Annotated in this window: 16 protein-coding genes; 9 read left to right on the top strand and 7 right to left on the bottom strand. The window is 66.2% G+C overall.

All coding sequences use genetic code 11. The features are described from left to right. Positions 1-22 precede the first annotated feature (22 nt). Together ACQR1B_RS32620 and ACQR1B_RS32615 are read right to left on the bottom strand one after the other, a co-directional pair. Entirely contained in the window at positions 23-2,185 is a 2,163-nt protein-coding gene (locus ACQR1B_RS32620; RefSeq protein ID WP_434836830.1) for an exonuclease domain-containing protein, read from the bottom strand. A gap of 231 nt (positions 2,186-2,416) precedes the next feature. Next, positions 2,417-3,010, bottom strand: a complete 594-nt coding sequence (locus ACQR1B_RS32615) for a TetR/AcrR family transcriptional regulator (protein WP_434836831.1) — start codon at positions 3,008-3,010, stop codon at positions 2,417-2,419. 69 nt (positions 3,011-3,079) lie between these two features. Between ACQR1B_RS32615 and ACQR1B_RS32610 the strand changes: the two genes are divergently transcribed. Beyond that, positions 3,080-3,505, top strand: coding sequence for a VOC family protein (locus ACQR1B_RS32610; protein WP_434836832.1), 426 nt, complete (start codon positions 3,080-3,082; stop codon positions 3,503-3,505). A 258-nt stretch (positions 3,506-3,763) separates the two neighbouring features. On the opposite strand, the gene ACQR1B_RS32605 is transcribed toward ACQR1B_RS32610, so the two are convergent. Next, positions 3,764-4,489 carry an SDR family NAD(P)-dependent oxidoreductase gene (locus ACQR1B_RS32605; RefSeq protein WP_434836833.1) on the bottom strand — a complete coding sequence of 242 codons (726 nt, stop codon included), beginning with the start codon at positions 4,487-4,489 and terminating at the stop codon, positions 3,764-3,766. 96 nt (positions 4,490-4,585) lie between these two features. Here ACQR1B_RS32605 and ACQR1B_RS32600 point away from each other — a divergent pair, with 96 nt between their 5' ends. Next, positions 4,586-4,981: a winged helix-turn-helix transcriptional regulator gene (locus ACQR1B_RS32600; protein ID WP_434836834.1), complete on the top strand. Its 396-nt coding sequence runs from the start codon at positions 4,586-4,588 to the stop codon at positions 4,979-4,981. Positions 4,982-5,740: 759 nt separating this feature from the next. Here ACQR1B_RS32600 and ACQR1B_RS32595 read toward each other — a convergent pair. From ACQR1B_RS32595 to ACQR1B_RS32580, 4 genes are read right to left on the bottom strand one after another with little or no spacing between them, the layout of a single operon-like run. Beyond that, positions 5,741-6,940, bottom strand: a complete 1,200-nt coding sequence (locus ACQR1B_RS32595; protein ID WP_434836835.1) for a 2Fe-2S iron-sulfur cluster-binding protein — start codon at positions 6,938-6,940, stop codon at positions 5,741-5,743. Then, positions 6,937-7,767, bottom strand: coding sequence for an FAD binding domain-containing protein (locus ACQR1B_RS32590; RefSeq protein WP_434836836.1), 831 nt, complete (start codon positions 7,765-7,767; stop codon positions 6,937-6,939). The genes ACQR1B_RS32595 and ACQR1B_RS32590 overlap by 4 nt, the downstream gene beginning before the upstream one ends. After that, positions 7,764-10,136 (bottom strand): xanthine dehydrogenase family protein molybdopterin-binding subunit, encoded by a 2,373-nt coding sequence (locus ACQR1B_RS32585; protein WP_434836837.1) that lies wholly within the window; start codon positions 10,134-10,136, stop codon positions 7,764-7,766. Before ACQR1B_RS32585 ends, ACQR1B_RS32590 begins: the two co-directional genes overlap by 4 nt. Before the next feature lies 1 nt (position 10,137). Then, positions 10,138-11,415, bottom strand: a complete 1,278-nt coding sequence (locus ACQR1B_RS32580; RefSeq protein WP_434836838.1) for an amidohydrolase/deacetylase family metallohydrolase — start codon at positions 11,413-11,415, stop codon at positions 10,138-10,140. 174 nt (positions 11,416-11,589) lie between these two features. Here ACQR1B_RS32580 and ACQR1B_RS32575 point away from each other — a divergent pair, with 174 nt between their 5' ends. From ACQR1B_RS32575 to ACQR1B_RS32545, 7 genes are all read left to right on the top strand, one after another. Next, on the top strand, positions 11,590-12,075 hold the full coding sequence (locus tag ACQR1B_RS32575; protein ID WP_434836839.1) for a MarR family winged helix-turn-helix transcriptional regulator: 486 nt from the start codon (positions 11,590-11,592) through the stop codon (positions 12,073-12,075). 429 nt (positions 12,076-12,504) lie between these two features. Further along, the gene (locus ACQR1B_RS32570; protein WP_434836840.1) at positions 12,505-13,338 is read left to right on the top strand and encodes a nitroreductase family protein; all 834 of its coding nucleotides are present in this window, start codon (positions 12,505-12,507) and stop codon (positions 13,336-13,338) included. 24 nt (positions 13,339-13,362) lie between these two features. Beyond that, positions 13,363-14,217 carry a transporter substrate-binding domain-containing protein gene (locus tag ACQR1B_RS32565; RefSeq protein WP_434836841.1) on the top strand — a complete coding sequence of 285 codons (855 nt, stop codon included), beginning with the start codon at positions 13,363-13,365 and terminating at the stop codon, positions 14,215-14,217. A 138-nt stretch (positions 14,218-14,355) separates the two neighbouring features. Continuing rightward, on the top strand, positions 14,356-15,000 hold the full coding sequence (locus ACQR1B_RS32560) for an amino acid ABC transporter permease (protein WP_434836842.1): 645 nt from the start codon (positions 14,356-14,358) through the stop codon (positions 14,998-15,000). Then, positions 14,997-15,653 (top strand): amino acid ABC transporter permease, encoded by a 657-nt coding sequence (locus ACQR1B_RS32555; RefSeq protein ID WP_434836843.1) that lies wholly within the window; start codon positions 14,997-14,999, stop codon positions 15,651-15,653. Before ACQR1B_RS32560 ends, ACQR1B_RS32555 begins: the two co-directional genes overlap by 4 nt. A 12-nt stretch (positions 15,654-15,665) precedes the next feature. Next, a complete protein-coding gene (locus ACQR1B_RS32550; RefSeq protein WP_434836844.1) occupies positions 15,666-16,433 on the top strand; it encodes an amino acid ABC transporter ATP-binding protein in 768 nt (255 codons plus the stop codon). Positions 16,434-16,459: 26 nt separating this feature from the next. Beyond that, on the top strand, positions 16,460-16,852 hold the full coding sequence (locus tag ACQR1B_RS32545) for a RidA family protein (RefSeq protein ID WP_434836845.1): 393 nt from the start codon (positions 16,460-16,462) through the stop codon (positions 16,850-16,852). Positions 16,853-16,855: the final 3 nt, after the last annotated feature.

Raw genomic sequence — 16,855 nt, 5'->3', positions numbered from 1 at the left:
TCGCAACACTTGGTCCAAGCGGCTAGGCCGCCTGTTCCGCGTCAGCGTCGATTCCATCGACGCGCTTCTTGTTGATCAGATTCAGAAGCTGGGCGGTTGCCCGGGCATCGCAGAGCGCGCGATGGTGGTCTTCGAGCTCGATGCCATAGATCGCGCACAGCTTTCCCAGCCCGTAGGATTTGTGCCCGGGATAGCGGCGCCGCATTCCGACGCAAGTGCACAGCTTCGGGAAGCGGATCCGCTTTTCGAGTCGCTCGTACTCGCCCGACAGAAACCCGTAGTCGAAGTTCACATTGTGGGCCACGAAGATTCCGTCGCCCATGAACGCCATGAAGCTGTCGGCGATCTCGTGGAACACGGGCGCATCCCGAACCATCTGGTTGGTGATGCCGGTCAGCTCGACGATCTTTGCCGGGATCGGCCGCTGCGGATTGATCAGCGAGTGCCATTCCTCGACCACCTGGTGGTTGCGGACCTTCACCGCGCCGATTTCCGTGATGCGATCACCCGATGACCAGGAGCCGGTGGTCTCGATGTCCACGACCACGTAGTCCTGCTCCGGGTCGAAGCGGTAGTCGACGCGGCCGATCTCGGCCGGTATGCCGGCCTGAGCCAACTGGCGCAGCCGGGTCAACTGATTGCGGCGGATGGCGTCGCCTTCGGCCTTGACCTCGACGAAAGATACCTTGCCGTCGCACAAATGCATCAGGTCGGGGAAGCCGTCCCGCATGCCGCGGAAGTCCGCGCACATCGCCCGAAGAATCGCGGCCAGGCCGTCCGCGTGGGCGCCTTCGAGCAGGGAGCGCAATGCGTCCATCTGCACGTGCTCCCAGGCGAAGACGCCGTTGGGCCGGCCCCATTTGGAGGCGACGGTCCGCAGAATGATGGGAAGCGCAGGTCCGGATCTGACCTGCGCGAGCTTGCTGTCGATCTGCGCGGCGAAACGCCGATGGAAGGTCCGGTCGCGAAGGCAATGCGGGAGCCAGTCGAAGCCGCTGTGGAGCTGGCCGGATTCGAAAAGCTCATCCCAGAACAGCAGCCCGAACAGCGTGAGCCAAAGCGTATTCTCGGCGAAGTAGACGCGGCCGCCCTGACGCCTCAGCACGCCGGCGACGCCTGCTTCCGGATTGCCGCGAAACGTGTCGTCGACGACGATCATCCGTCCCGAGCGCAGCAACTCGGTGCTCAGACCTGTCCGCCGCCCGCCGAACTTGCGCGCGTAGAAATCCGTGGCGAAGACATGCTCGTCGTCACTTTCGGGATCGTCGATCATGTCCCGCAGCAGGACCTCGGCGGCGTCCTTGTCGCCCTTGGCGTACAGCAACCGGACGAGGCGCTCGCGGCAGTCGGCCGACCGCCCGAAACGATAGAGGCGCTCGGCGAGGGCGATGTCGCCCTGCTTTTCGAAGAACTGCCCGACCTGACACGCGGCGCGGCCCGCTAGGTCCGCGGCGTAGTCGGTCGTCCGCGGCGGACCGTCCAGGATCGCCGTGACCGCCCATCCATCGAGGTCCGCGGACTCGACATCGATGCGGTCCAGCACTTGGCTGTAGTGAAAGCACGCGCGCGCCTCGTCGGCGTCGGCGAAGCGGGCGCTGAACGACGTCTCTCGGTTCGTGCGCAGAACGCCGAGATCCCGCAACGCGAAATCCTTGAGATTGTCGGCGGTTTTGCCGAAGTAGAGATACAGTAGAAATTCGATCGACCTCGTATGGTCGAGCGCGATGAAGTTCCCGGCGCCGCAATGCTTCGCGGCAATATCGAAGGGAATGGTCGTGATGAAGAAGTCAGCCAGCGCTGGCTTCGACCACGACGTGCGCACGTCGCGGCCGTATCCCGCCGCCCGGGCACCGTCGAGAAGTGCGGTCTTCGGCTGACAGAGCAGGAAGGCGGAATAATCGTCGGCCCGGAGACCGCGCGCCTGGCCACAGCCGATCAGGTCTCGAGCAGCAGAGTCGAGATCGATGATCTCTGGATATTTGAACAGCGCGCGATTGAAGATCGTCCCACGCCTGTTGATCATCCGGATCAAGAGACACTGCGCGTCTTGGGAGAGACCGCGAAAGCGCGCGGTGAACGCCCGATCCTCGTCGGTGAGGATCTCGCCATAGGTCTGCTCGACGAACTGGAGCATTTCGACGAAATGGTCGAGATAGTAGTAGACCGGCAACGTGGTAGGCTTCATGTGACGCGCGCCGGGTTCCCAATGGCTGGTCGACGAACCTGCTTTCATCCATCAGCCGAGATTCGTCGTTCTTTTTTTGTTCCATTTGCTCGATTTGTCAAGGGTGAGCCAGTCAATCGACGCGTCGGGACGGGGCAGGCTTGTTCCACACGCGATCCACGAGGCGGATGAGTTGGCTCCGCGTCCAGGTCCGTTCGGCATCGTCAATTTCGGGTCGCGCTCCGCGCGCTGTCAGTCCGACACCAGCCCGCGAAGGATGCGCTCGATCACCTTGAGCACGTCGGCCGTCGCCATGCCCTCGCTCACGTCCGTGGCGGCGCGCTCGAACATGGCTGAGAGCAGGGAGGCGAGGGCGTCGAGCGGCAGGCGGGGCAGGGCGCCTTCGGCGATCGCCTCACGGAGGCCGGTCTTCAGGCTGGCGTCGCCATTGCGGGCTTCGATGGCCCGGATCGCGTCGCGGCCCAGCACCGCCGGGCCTTCGATCAGCAGCAGCCGCGTGCGGCCGTCGGCCTGCATCGCCAGCACATAGGCCTTGGCGCCGGCCAGCAGCCGCTTGCGCGCCGATCGCTGCGGCGTGTCGCCGGCTTCGATCGCCGCGGCGACGGCGGCGGACTCCGCCTCGATCACGGCGCGGAAGATCGCCTGCTTGTCCTCGAAATGGTGATACAGCGCGCCGCGCGTCACGCCGGCGGCCTCGACGATGGCCGGCGTGCTGGTCGCGGCATAGCCATGGGCGACGAACAGCCGGCGCGCCGTCGCCACCAGCCGCGCCCGCATCTCGGCGGTGCGCTCGGGATTGCTGCGCCGGGCGGATTTCACTTGCATACAGGCTGCCTGTTTTGTTAAGCGAATGAAACATACAGAATGTATGTTTATCTGAGGGAGAAGGGAAGCATGAAGATCACCAGCTACTACCCCGTCCTCATGGCCGACGACGTCGCCGGGACGGCGGCCTTCTATGTGCGGCACCTGGCGTTCCAGCCGCTGTTCGAGGCCGATTGGTACGTCCATTTGAAGTCGACGCGCGATCCCGCCGTCAATCTCGCGATCCTCAGGGGCGACCACGCGACGATCCCCGAAGTCGCCCGCGGCCGGGCGTCGGGCGTGCTGCTCAATTTCGAGGTCGAGGACGTCGACACCATGCATGCGGAGGCGGTCGCGGCCGGGTTGCCGATCCTGCTGCCGCTGCGCGACGAGGCGTTCGGCCAGCGGCATTTCATCACGCAGGATCCGAACGGCGTGCTGATCGACGTCATCAAGCCGATCCCGCCGAGCGCCGCCTTCGCCGCGCAATATGCGCCCGACGCCTTGCCGCAGTGAGCCCTGCAACGACGATCACGCACCATTACGGTGACAGTGCACTTTATTGTCACATACCGTCCGTCACGAACGGATTGACGATCCGCAGTCTCCCCTCCAGCGCCACGCCATGCTGCATGTCCTCCGACCATAGCGTGTCACAGCCGGCGTGCATGGCTGCCCCATCTCGGTCAGTCCCCACAGGCGGTGAAGCCGGTCATGCCGAGGACGCCGAGCGCCTGCGAGCGCCGCGGCAGGTCGTTTCGCAGGCGGCGCAGATCAGACCTGCGCCATGCCGCCGTCAACCGGCAGCTCGGCCCCGGTGATGAAGCTGCTTTGGTCGCTGGCGAGGAACAGCGCGGCCGAGGCGACTTCGTCGGCACGACCCATACGGCCGAGCGGGATCAGCTTCGTCAGCGTCTCCCGCACCTCGTCGGACGCCGCCGCCATCATGGCGGTGTCGGTTGGTCCCGGTGCCACGACGTTGACGCGGATGTTGCGGGGCGCCAGCTCGTTGGCCCAGGTCCGCGCGAAGGAGCGCACGGCGGCCTTGGTGGCCCCGTAGACGCCATAACCTTTGGTTCCAATCGCGTCGGCAATCGAGCCCACCAGCACGATCGAGCCGCCATCCGGCATGATCGCCGTCGCGGCCTTCGCGGCAAACAGCAGCGCGCGCACGTTGAGATCGAAGGTCCGGTCGAAATGATCCTCGCTGACGTCGTCGAGGGGCGCGAACTCGGAGATCCCTGCGTTGACGGCGAGCACGTCCACCCGTCCGGCCTCGCTGCTCACCGCCTCGAAGAAGGCGGTGAGCGCTGCCAAATCGGACGCATCGACGTGACGCGTGCGCAGCCGGCCGGCCCCAAGCTCGATCTCTCTCTCTTCGATGCGACGACTGGTGGCGTAGACTGTGGCGCCTTCCGCCGCGAACCGCTCTGCGATCGCGCCGCCGATGCCGCCATGGCCGCCAACCACGACGGCGATTTTTCCTGAAAGCCTGCTCATATGTCCTCACATCGCTGGTGATGACGAACAGGTATCATTCCTATATCTCATCACAAGAACGCACCGGCTGGTGCTTAGATATACAGGCGTATACCCATGTCCAAAGACGTGCTCGAACTACCGCTTGATGTCACCGCGACGCGGCCCATCCTCGAGCATATTGCCAACAAGTGGACGGTGCTGATCCTCAGCGTTCTCTGCACGCAGCCGGCGCGGTTCAACGACCTCAAGCGCCGGCTCGACGGCATCACCCACAAGGCTTTGTCCGAGGCATTGAAGCGTCTGGAGCGCAACGGCCTGATCAGTCGCAAAGTCCTGCCGATGCAGCCGGTCGGCGTCGAGTACACAATCACCGCGCTTGGCTGCTCGCTACGTGAGCCCTTTGCTGCTCTTTACAACTGGTCGCTCGCCAACGGCTCCGCGATGAAGATAGCGCAGCGTGCCTATGACACATCGAGAAGGAACGGAGGGTTGGAGGAGGAGAGCGAGTAGTTCCGGTGACACTGAACGAAGCTGCCTCTGCTCCCCGCGTGAGCAGCCGCGCGGGCCGCAGGAGCGGGATGGTAAAGCCTGCCTGGACGTCGGTTGGTAAGTGGGGGACAGACCATCTGTCCGACGGGCAATCCGCGCATGCCGGGCATGCGCCAACTGCCCGTCGTGCCAGTTTGTCGCAAACTAATGACTTGCCTTGTCGGGCAAATCACCCTCACATTTCCGCGCATCCCGGCTCGCTGAAGAGGGACGTTTCGCGATCGTCACGAGCGTCGAGCAGGGGAAGCGACGGGCGCGTTGCTCTGCAGCCGGGTGTCACAGCCCGCGCCGACGAACGGAGCGAGGCGACGGTGAAGTGGTGTGGTCCTGGCATCGCGGTGCTGATGCCAAGCCGGTGGTGATGATGATCCGCCGGTGACGGGGGCAAGACAGCCGATCCCCGGGGAGAGCGCCTATAAGTCGTCAAACCGTCGCGCAGGGAAGGCCGGATATTGGGCTGAACCTGTGGTTCTGCCGCGTGCTTATTTGCTGCACGCGGACCGCGGGTATCAGCCGATACCCGGTCTTCCCTGCGCCTCTTCTTCGGAGGAAGAGGTCGACTGATGGCAAAGCTCGGGCGCATCTCGCCGCGAGAAAGCGCAGGCACGCCTGCTGTTTGAAACGTGGAGACAGGCGCCGGGACGATGTCCCGCACGGGTGTTCGGTGCTCATGTCACGGCTGGCCGTGAGCGAGAACCAATTCGCCGGCGAGCGGCGGTCTCATGGCCCGCGCATGCGCCGGGCGAAGCCGGTGAGACGGTTGCGCGCAACGTCCAGCAGCAGGGCAAGCGCGTTGAGGCGCTGCGGCTCTGGTGTCTCCGCCGTGCCCGCCGTGCCGTTGAGATGCCGGTCGCAGTTCTGCGCGAACGTCGTCGTGAGGCGCGAGGCCAGATCGCGCACCAGCCCATCACGCGCGATCTGCGCCAGGGGGCCGGAGAGGCTGTAGCCGATTGCGAGCGCGACGCGGGTTGCCCGTCCTTCGTCGATCGGAAGCATGCGCCAGCTGATCTGTCCGGAGGTCGAGGTGCGGCTCCGCTGGTCACGTCCGGTGCCGATGAGCCGGCCCGACAAATCCGCCGCGTTGCGGTCGATGCGCGCAGAACCGCGGAAGACGGCCGACAGCGGGCCGATGGCGACCCTGATCTCACCTTCGATGCGATCCGGAGCCGGGAGGTCCGTGATGGCGGCGCCGGGAAAGCAGGCGGCCAGGGTTTTGGGCTGACCAAACAGCGCAAAGACCTGCTCGGGCGCGGCGTTCACCGTGAACGACGCATCGAAGCTCTTGGCGGGCACGACCTCGGGTGGTTCGAGCCAACCGAGCGCGACACCGCGGGGATGCTTGGTGTCCGTCATCGTCGGCAGCGCCGACGACGCGGTGGTCGGGATCGTACCCGGCTGCGATCCCACCGGGCCGAGCGATGTTCGTCCTGCGCCGACCACGGCCGCGATGCCTCGCTGCCGTCGCGCCGCGATGACGGCGCTGATCGCGCGGACGATCCCGGCATAGCCGGTGCAGCGGCAGAGATTGCCGCTCAGCCCGACACGGATGGCCTGCTCGTCCGCGTGATCGAGGCGCAGCACGAGGTCGTGCGCCGACATGATCATGCCGGGCGTGCAGTAACCGCATTGCAGGGCATGCTCGCGCGTGAAGGCGTCACGCAGCTCGGCTGCTATCTCATCCTCGTCCAGGCCTTCGATGGTCGTGACGGCGGCACCATCGCAGGTCACCGCGAGCGTGATGCAGGAGCGGGCCGGAGCGCCGTCGAGCAGCAGCGTACAGGCGCCGCAGACGCCGTGCTCGCAGCCGAGATGGGTTCCGGTCAGGTCGAACTGATCGCGCAGGACGTCGGCGAGATGGGTGCGAGGTTCGATCCTTGCCTCGATCGCGCGGCCGTTGACGCTGAGTTGGATCGTTGTCATGCGGCGGCCTCCGCCATCGCCCGAGCGAGCACGCTCACATGGATGTGGCGGGCGGCCGGATCGGCCACGCCGGCCTGCATCAGCAGGCGGTCGGCGAGGTCGCGATCGAACTGCCGCCTGAGATCGGTGATCGCTGCGCCGAACAGGGATGAATCGTCGACGACGATCGGCGTCCTGTCGATGGCGCCGATCACGACTCGGTTGCGGGACTTATCGGGCTCGATCAGGACGGCGGCCATCGCATGCGCGAATTCCCCGGGCTTGCGACAGGCCTTGGCGTAGCCGAAGCGTGCCGTGGGCGAAAGGGAGGGGAGGCGGATCGCGGTGACGATCTCGCCGGGACGCAGCGCCGTCTGCAGCGCGCCCTGGATGAACTCCGTCACGGTGAGGTCACGCCGGCCTGCCGAGCTTGTCAGCCGCACGCCGGCGCCGAGCGCCGCGAGCGTCATCACCCAGTCGGCGGCCGGATCGGCGTGACTGAGCGAGCCTCCGATGGTGCCGCGGTTGCGCACCGCGCGATAGGCGATGCCGCGGGCGATCCGCCGCAGTACGCCATGGGTCACGTCCGGGATTCGGCCGTCTTCGATGTCGGCATGGGTGATGCAGGCACCGATCAGGAGGGCATCGCCATCGCGCTCGACGGAACGAAGTTCGGCGAGCCCGGCGATGTCGATGATGAGCTGCGGCTGCACCAGGCGCAGATTGAGCATCGGGCCGAGCGACTGCCCGCCGGCCATGATCCTTGCCTCGCCATCGGCGTTGGCGAGCAGAGCGAGCGCGTCGCTGACGCTGTGGGGACGCTCATAGGCAAAGGATGCGGCCTTCACGGCGAGCTCGCCTGCTTCGCTGCGAGCACCGCCGCAACGATGCGGCGTGGCGACAACGGCGACTGCATCAGCTCCGCACCAAGCGGCCGCAGCGCGTCGTTGACGGCATTGGCGATCGCCGCCGGCGGCGCGATCGCGCCGCCTTCGCCGATGCCCTTGACGCCGAACATCGTATAGGGCGACGGCGTCTCCATGTGGATCAGGCGCGGCGCAGGGACTTCGGTCGGACCCGGCAGAAGATAATCGGCGAGTGTCGTCGCAAGCGGCTGCGCGGCGTCGTCGAACGGCATCTCCTCGTACAATGCGGTGCCGATGCCCTGGGCGAGGCCGCCGAGAATCTGGCCGTCGACGATCATCGGATTGACGAGGACACCGCCATCCTCGACGATGACATAGTCGAGCAGCTCGACCTCGCCGAGATCGGGATCGACCGCGACCGTCACCGCATGCGCCGCGTAGGAGAAGGTGCCGCTGTCGCGCACCGGCTTGTAGCCGCCGGTGACTTCGAGGCCGGAGGGATCGACGTCGTTGGGAAGATCCTGCGGTCGCCGGTACCAGGTGTGGGCGATCTCGGCGAGGCCCACGCTGCCGTTCGGCCCGCAGGCGCGGCCCTCGCGCCAGGTGACGGCCTCCGGCGGGAGCTGCAGCAGCTTGGCGCCGATGCGCGTGGCGCGCGCGACGAGCTGTGCGCAGGCGGTGCCCACGGCGCCGCCCGCCATCACCATCGCGCGCGAGCCCCATGTGCCGGTGGAGTAGGGCGTCATCGCGGTGTCGCCGAGCACGACGCGGATCTGATCCGGGTCGACGCCGAGGATCTCGTGCGCGACCTGCGCGAGCGTCGTCTCCAGCCCCTGGCCGTGCGAATGAACGCCGACGCGCAGTTCGAGGCCTCCGTCGGGTGTCAGCCGTGCGGTCGCCTGCTCATGGCCGGGCACCATCGGGATGCCCCAGCCGGCATAGACTGAGGTGCCGTGCGCGGCCTGCTCGCAATAGATCGAGACGCCGGTGCCGATCAGCCGGCCATCCGGCTCGCCGCGCTGCTGGCGGGCGCGCACCGCGGGGACATCGATTGCGGCCAGCGCCCGCTGCAGCGCGGCGGGATAGTCGCCGCTGTCGAAATGCTTGTTGGTGATGTTGTCGAACGGCATGTCCTGCGGCTGTACCAGGTTGCGCAGCCGGACCTCGCCGGGTTCAAGCCCGGCTTCGACCGCGACGGCGTCGAGCAGCAGTTCGAGCGCAAAGCAGACGCCGGTGCGGGCCACGCCGCGATAGGGCAGGATCGGACATTTATTCGTGGCGACCGAGTAGGTCCGGCAGCGATAGGCCGGCATCCGATACGGGCCCGGCAGGATGCTGGCGATCTGCGCCGCTTCGAGGCAGGCCGAGAACGGATAGGACGAGTAGGCGCCGGAATCGACGGTGGCCTCGCAGTCGATGCCGCGCAGGCGGCCATCGCGATCGGCATAGACCGTGATGTGGTAGGCGTGCTCGCGGCAATTCGCGCTCGCACTCAGATGCTCGCGCCGGTCCTCGAGCCAGCGCACGGTCCAGCCCTTGTGCATCGCGAGCCAGCCCAGGCACACTTCCTCCGGCAGCAGGATGCCCTTGTGGCCGAAGCCGCCGCCGATGTCGGGCGCGATGATGCGGATGCGGCCCTGCGCGATGCCGAGACAGTCGGACAGGCCATTGCGCACGATGTGCGGCATCTGCGAACCGGTGTGCAATGTCAGCTGATCGAGCCGGTGGTCGAAGGTCGCGATGACGCCGCGGCCCTCCAGCGGCGCCATGCATTGGCGCGCGGTCGAGATTTCCCGCGTCACCTTGATCGGCGCGTCCAGCGCAGATGCGATGTCGACCTCGAATGTCGTTTCCAGGAAGACGTTGTCGCCCCAATGTTCGTGCACCAGCGCGCTGCCGCCCGCGCGCGCCAGCCGCATGTCGTACACCGCCGGCAGCGGCTCCAGGTCGAGCTCGACGGAAGCGGCGATGTCCTCGGCCTCGGCGCGGCTGCGGGCGACGCACATCGCCACGAGCTCGCCGACATGGCGCACCTTGCCCGTCGCCAGCACCGGCTGTTCGGAGATCTTGAAGCCGGGCAGGCCGGAGACGGCGCGGATCGGTTTGATGCCGGCGAGGTCGCCGGCGGTGAAGACGACGTCGCGGACCTCAGCGGGAACGTGGATCGCTTTGATCCTGGCATGCGCCACCGGGCTGCGCATGAAGGCGACATCCTTGAGCCCCGGCAACCTGATGTCGGCGACATACTGTCCGCGCCCACGCAGGAACCGGTCGTCTTCCTTGCGCCGCAGCCGCGCGCCGACTCCCTGCGGAGAGCTATGATCGGAGACGGCCGGCGCGGGCTCGGCCACGTCAGGCCGCGACCGCTGCAGGCAGGATCGGCGCCGTCGCATCCTGCCGGACGCCAGCCCGCAGGCAGAATACCGGCTGCAACAGACGATCGGCGATCACCTCGGTCTTCTCATTGTCGCGCAGCACGAAGCGGCCCTGCTTCTCCCGGAGCACGCTGACGTCGGCCTCCATGCCCGGACGCAGCGCTCCGATCTGGTCGGACAGGCCGAGCATGCTGGCCGGATTCGACGTGACCATCGGCACGACCTGTTCCAGCGTCAGCCCGAGCGCGACCAGCGAGCTCATGGCCTGTACGAGGCTGAACTTGGCCTGACCGGCGAACGGATGATTTTCGTCGTCGGCATGTTCGTCCGGCGTGCCTGCGGGCGCCGGCACGTGCGTGTTGTACCCGTGGATGTCGGCACCGAGCGTATGGGGAACGATGCCCGACGCGATCGCCTTGCGGGCCAACCGGTAGGAGAAGTGACTGCCGTGACCGACGTCGACCTTGAGGCCGCGATCGAGCGCGGCCTGGATCACCGGATGAACCTCGCCCTTGGTGTTCACGAAGCCGCCGGGATGCCGGGTGAACGGATGCGCCAGCACGTCGCCTGGGCGGAGCAGCGGAATCACGCGCTCCAGGATCGTATCGACGTCCTCGCCATTGGTGCCGCTCGTGGGCAGGCCCCACAGCTGGCCGAAATGAACATAGACGGGGAGCTCGGCGCGGCGGCCGATCTCGGCGGCCATCTCGATCACACGGATGCCCCAGCGCGCGAAGCCGCCGATCTCGGCATGCGCCTTGATGCCACGGACGACGTCGCGGTTGGCGACGGCTGACTTCACCGTCGCGTCGATGTCGACGCAGTCGGGCCGGTAGAGATCGGGGTAGTAGTGGCCCTCGAGGCCGCCGACCAGATAGGCCGACAGGAACGCATAGACGCGCGACTGCGCCTGATCGGCGACGAAGTGCCGGAAGCCCGGCAGGGTCATACAGGACGGGCCGCCCTGGTCGATCAGGCTGGTGACGCCCGACTGCACGCCGACCATGTCCGCATTCATGCCAAAGCGGCCGGTGACGTACTGATAGACATGGGCGTGGGTGTCGATCAGCCCGGGAAGCACGAGCTGGCCGGTGACGTCGACGACATCCCTGGCGCTGGTCGGCAGGATATCGGACTGGACAGCGGCGATGCGGCCATTGCGGATGGCGACATCCTTCAGTCCATCGATGCCGGAGGCGGGGTCAATGACACGACCGCCGCGCAGCAGCAGGTCGAACGAGGCGCTCACGGACATGCAAGGTCTCCTTTCCGGGCAGCGTGCTCATCCCGGTCAAAGCCTTCCTCGACGAGCCGGCGCTGACGATACGCCGACCAATTTACGAAGCATACTTCGCATTACATCAAGATCCGTGCCATAGACAGCTTCAAATTGATGCAGCGTGATCAGCGCTTATGCGGGAGCCGTTCGATGGCCGGAAGGACTAAGCCGAAAGCAGATATGTCATGGCCGCTCGAGGTGCGCCCGGGCTATCTGATCCGGCGGCTGCACCAGATCCACGTCGCGCTGTTCCAGGAGAGATGCGCCGCCTATGAGATCACGCCGTTGCAGTACAGCCTGTTGACGGCGCTGGCGAAACGGGGAACGGCGGACCAGACTGCGCTGGCCCAGGACATCGCCCTCGACCGGACCACCACGACCGGTGCGTTGAAGCGGCTGCAGGCGCGCGGCTTCGTCGATCGCAGCATCGGCCCGCACGACCGACGGTCGCGGACCTGCCGTTTGACCCGGTCCGGCGCGGCATTGCTGCGCAAGATCGAGCAGCCAGCGCGGGCGGCGCATCTCGCGACGATCGCGGATCTGACAAAGGCCGACCAGAAGCGCTTTATTGCCATGATGCAGGCGATCGTCGAGGCGCAGGGGCGGAGGCTCGATGCGACACAATCGCCGGACTGACCGCGACGCGCTCCGATTAGATAATGGGCACGGTGCTGCCCGAAAAGCAGCGCGTCGCTGGAGCGCGGTACCCGGTCAGGGTGAGGGTTGCCGCAATTACGAAGCATGCTCCGCATTTTTGCGCTGCGGCGTTTTGTGCCCAAACGGCGCTCCTGGCTGCCCAATTTCAACGGAGGTCGTGGTCGAAGCGGGCGCAAAAACGTTGCGCTACGCCGATCGCCGCGAACTTTGGCATGTCCCTTGCTGACATCCCCCAAAAGAGCTGCGCGCAAAAGCGCGGCGAAATCAATCCGGGGCGGCGACATCGATGTCGCGGTGCGTGGAGAGAGCGATGCGATGTCTGCCGCGGCGTGAGCCGCCGATCATTGCTCTGGCTAACGGCGTTCGTGGAACGCTGTGCGTCGTGCGTGACGCAAGAAGGGCGCCGTGATGTCGGAGCATGCTGATGTCATTGCGACGCGCTTTGGAGACGGCGGACCGGACGGCGGAGACGTCCGGGCCGATGCATTCCTCCGCGGTGTGCTATCCCGCAAGACGGTCCGCCGCTACAGCGACCGGATGCCGGAGGAGGGGCTGCTCGACCTGCTCGTCGCCTGCGCGCTGAGCGCCTCGGCCAAGTCGGACTTCCAGCAGGCCTCGGTCCTGCGCGTGCGCGATACTGGGAAGCGCGCTGCGATCGGCAAGCTGTTTCCGAGCATGCCATGGATCGGCGCGTCACCGGTGTTCTTCGTGTTTCTCGGCGATGCCCGCCGGCTGCAGCGGATCGGCGAGCTGCGCGGCAAGCCGGTCAAGAACGGCACCTTGGAGGGCTTCTTCAATGCCTCGGTCGATGCGGCGCTGGCGCTGCAGACCATGATCCTGTGCGCGGAGTCGGTCGGGCTCGGCGCCTGTCCGATCAGCGTCATCCGCAACGAGATCGACACGGTCGCCAAGGTGCTGGAACTGCCCGATATGGTGTTTCCGGTCGCCGGGCTGTGCCTCGGCTATCCCGCCGCGGAGGGCCATGTCAGCCTGCGGCTGCCGCGCAGCATCACCACACATGTCGACCGCTACGGCGACGATGCGCTTTCCTCGGCGCTCGACGATTACGACCGGCGGCGCCATGCACGGCACGCGATTCCGAAAGACCAGCAGCGCGGCAATGCCGAGTTCGGCGAGGCCGAGTTCTACGGATGGTCGGAGGACAAGGCGCGTCAGGCCGCCAAGGCCGAAGGCGCGGCCTTCCCGCCCTATCTGCGCGCGCACGGCTTCAGCTTCGACTGATCAGTTCATGTGAGGAGATCCGAGATGACCAAGCCTTCGTCTTCCCGCCTGCTGGTGCCGTCGCGGCGAGCAGCGTTTGTGCTGCTGGCCGCCGCGCTAACATTGCCTGCCGCGTTCAGCGCCAAGGCCGGCAGCCTCGACGAGATCAAGAAGCGCGGTCTCATCGTCGCGACCGAGGACGATTTTCGTCCCTTCGAGTTCGTCAAGGACGGCAAGCCGACCGGCTTCGACAACGAGCTGATCGAGGATCTGCGCAAATATGCGCCGTTCGAGATCAAGCAGCAGATCCTGCCCTGGACGGGCATCCTGGCCGGCGTGTCCACCGGCAAGTACGACGTCGCCATCACCGCGGCAATCATCACCAAGGAGCGCAAGAAGTCGCTGGATTTCACCAGCCCGATTGCCGACGCGACGCACTATTACGTCAAGCGCAAGGACGACAAGAGCATCTCCGCCATCAAGGATCTCAGCGGCAAGACCGTCGGCGTTCAGGCCGGCAGCGCGCTGTTGGGGCGGTTGCCCGAGCTCCAGGCGATGCTGGAGAAAGAGGGCGGCAAGCTCGGCAAGGTGGTCGAATACACCTCCTATCCCGAAGCCTATCAGGATCTCGCGCTCGGTCGCGTCGACTACGTCGTCAACACGATCATCAACATCAAGGCGCTGGTGACTGAGAAACCGAACGTGTTCGCGGTCGGCGAGCCGGTCTCAGGCAAGTCGTATCCGGCCTGGGCGGTCGCCAAAGGCAACACCGAGCTGGTGGAATTCTTGAATGGCTTCATTGCCAAGGAGAAGGAGACCGGCCGGTTCGCGGAGCTGCAGAAGAAGTGGTTCGGCGAGTCGTTCGCGGATCTGCCGGTCACGTTCGAGCCCGAGTTCTGACGTCGCTGGAGAGGTGAAGGCGATGTGCGGCTGCCGATCGCTCCGCGCCGGTCCGCCCGGGATCGGGCGGACCGTGCGCCGTGTGCGGGAGGCCGGCCGATGGCGCCGGCCGTTCGGCCACGCCATGGATCGACGCCGATGAGCGCTGCCGACGTTCTGGCGATCCTGCAGGGCGCCGTGGTCACGGTGACGCTGTCCTTCGTCGGCATCCTGATCGGGTTGCCGATCGGGCTCGGTCTGGCGCTGTTGCGCTGGGCCAACGTTCCCGTCGTCGCCCGCATGGTCGCGGTTTATGTCTCGGTGCTGCGCGCGACGCCGCTCGTGACCCTGCTACTGTTGTTGTTCTTTGCGCTGCCCAATGTCGGATTCGCAATCGGCCCGGTGTCGGCTGCGATCCTGGCGCTGGTCATGAACACTTCCGCCTTCAATTGCGAAGTCTGGCGCGCTGCGCTGATGAATTTCCCGAAGGAGCAATACGAGGCTGCACAGTCCGTCGGCATGCATGCGAGCCTGCGCTTCCGCCGCATCGTGCTGCCGCAGATCGTGCGGGTCAGTCTGCCCGGGCTCGTCAACGAGATGTCGCTGCTGATCAAGGTCACGCCGGTGTTGGCGGTCGTCGGCGTCGTCGACATCACCCGCGCGGCGGTGCGCATCGGCGCCGAGACCTATGAGCCGCTGCCGCCGTTCCTGGTCGCGATCGCGATGTACGCGCCGATCGTGTTCGCTCTCGTCTCCCTGCAGCGCTTCATCGAACGGCGCCAGCTCGCAGCAGAAGCCGCATGATCCGGGATTTCGCCATCGTCTGGAGCGAGCGGGATCTGCTGTTGAGTGGGCTCGGCAACACCACGATCCTGTCGGTGTTGTCGGCCATCGCGGGGCTCGCAATCGCTCTGCTGCTGACGCCGGCCCTGATGTCGAAGCGGCGCTGGCTTGCGCTCACCGTGCGCGTGTTCGTCGACGGGATGCGCTGCGTGCCGTTCCTGCTGTTCGCCTACATCGTGTACTACGGCTTGCCGTCGTTCGGCATCCGGCTCGACAATTGGAGTTCGGGGCTGGTGGCGCTGACGGTCTATCACGCGGCCTATCTCGCCGAGATCCTGCGCGGCGCCTGGGCGGCTCAGCCACGTGAGCCGATCGAGGCGGGGGTGGCCTTCGGCTTCTCCAGCGCCAAGCTGTTCCGCCGCATCATCCTGCCGCCGGTGCTGCTGGCCGCAGGTCCCGTGGTCGGCAACCAGATGATCCAGATCGTCAAGGACAGCGCCTTTCTCACCATCATCGCGCTGCCCGAACTGACGCATGCCGCGAGTTCGATCCAGTCGCGGCACTATGTCCCGTTCGCTGCCTTCATCACCGCGGTGTTCCTCTACTGGGGCCTCTGCCTCGTGATCGAGGCCGGCGTCAGCGGCATCGACCGGCTCGCAGCCGCAAGGCGCTGAAAGGAACCGATGATGACCGACGACATGCCTGTGCTCGACGTCGCCGGCATCTCCAAGCGCTTCGGTGCGCTTGAGGTGCTCTCCGACATCAGCTTCAAGGTGACGCGCGGCGAGACGGTCTGCGTGCTCGGTCCGTCCGGCTCCGGCAAGTCGACGCTGCTCCGCTGCATCAATTGGCTGGAGCGCCCGGACGCCGGCCAGATCTATCTCAACGGCGACCGCATCGGCATCAACAATGGCGGCGTCGTGATGTCCGACCGCGAGCTGTCGCGGGTGCGGACGCGGATCGGCATGGTGTTCCAGCATTTCGCGCTGTGGCCGCACCTGACGGTGCTGCAGAACCTGATGGAGGCCCCGCTTCACGTCCAGAAGCGGCCGGCCGCCGAGGTGCGGGACGAGGCAATGGCGCTGCTCGCCAAGGTCGGGCTGGCCGACAAATGCGATGCCTTCCCGGCGCGGCTGTCCGGCGGGCAGAAGCAGCGCGTCGGCATTGCGCGGGCGCTGGCCATGAGGCCGGATCTCCTGTTGTTCGATGAGCCGACCAGCGCGCTCGATCCGGAACTGGTCGGCGAGGTGCTGGTGGTGATGCGCGATCTCGCCCGCGAGGGCCGCACGATGGTGATCGTGACCCACGAGATGGGGTTTGCGCGTGACGCTGCGACCCGCATCCTGTTTCTCGATCGCGGCCGCGTCGTCGAGACCGGGCCGCCGGAGCACTTCTTTGTCAACCCGGACACCGAGCGCGCGCGCCAGTTCATCCAGCGCTACGCCGCCGGATGAACCAGAACACAGCGAGGGAACGCGCCATGGATCCGATCTATCATCTTCTCCCGGATGCGCCGAAGCCGGTCACGCCCTACAGCCATGCGGTGCAGGCGGGTCCATTCCTGTTCGTCACCGGCCAGCTCGCGACCGATCCCGATGACGATTCGCTGCCGATCCCCGACGGCATCGAGGCGCAGACCCGCAAGGTGATGGACAATCTCGCGCGCGTGCTGAAGGGCTGCGGCATGAGCTTCGCGAACGTCGTGTTCGCCCGCATCTTCCTGACTGATTTCAAGCGCGACTACGCGGCCATGAATGCGATCTTCTTCAGCCATTTCGACGATGCGCAGCGGCCGGGCCGGACCACGATCGGCGTTTGCGACCTGGCGCGCGGCGGCATCGTCGAGATCGACATGGTGGCCTACAAGCCCTGAGGG

The organism is Bradyrhizobium oligotrophicum (assembly GCF_051168495.1).
Lineage (GTDB): Bacteria > Pseudomonadota > Alphaproteobacteria > Rhizobiales > Xanthobacteraceae > Bradyrhizobium > Bradyrhizobium oligotrophicum_A.
The sequence above is the reverse complement of the archived record's forward strand: the minus strand, read 5'-3'. Positions and strand labels throughout refer to the sequence as shown.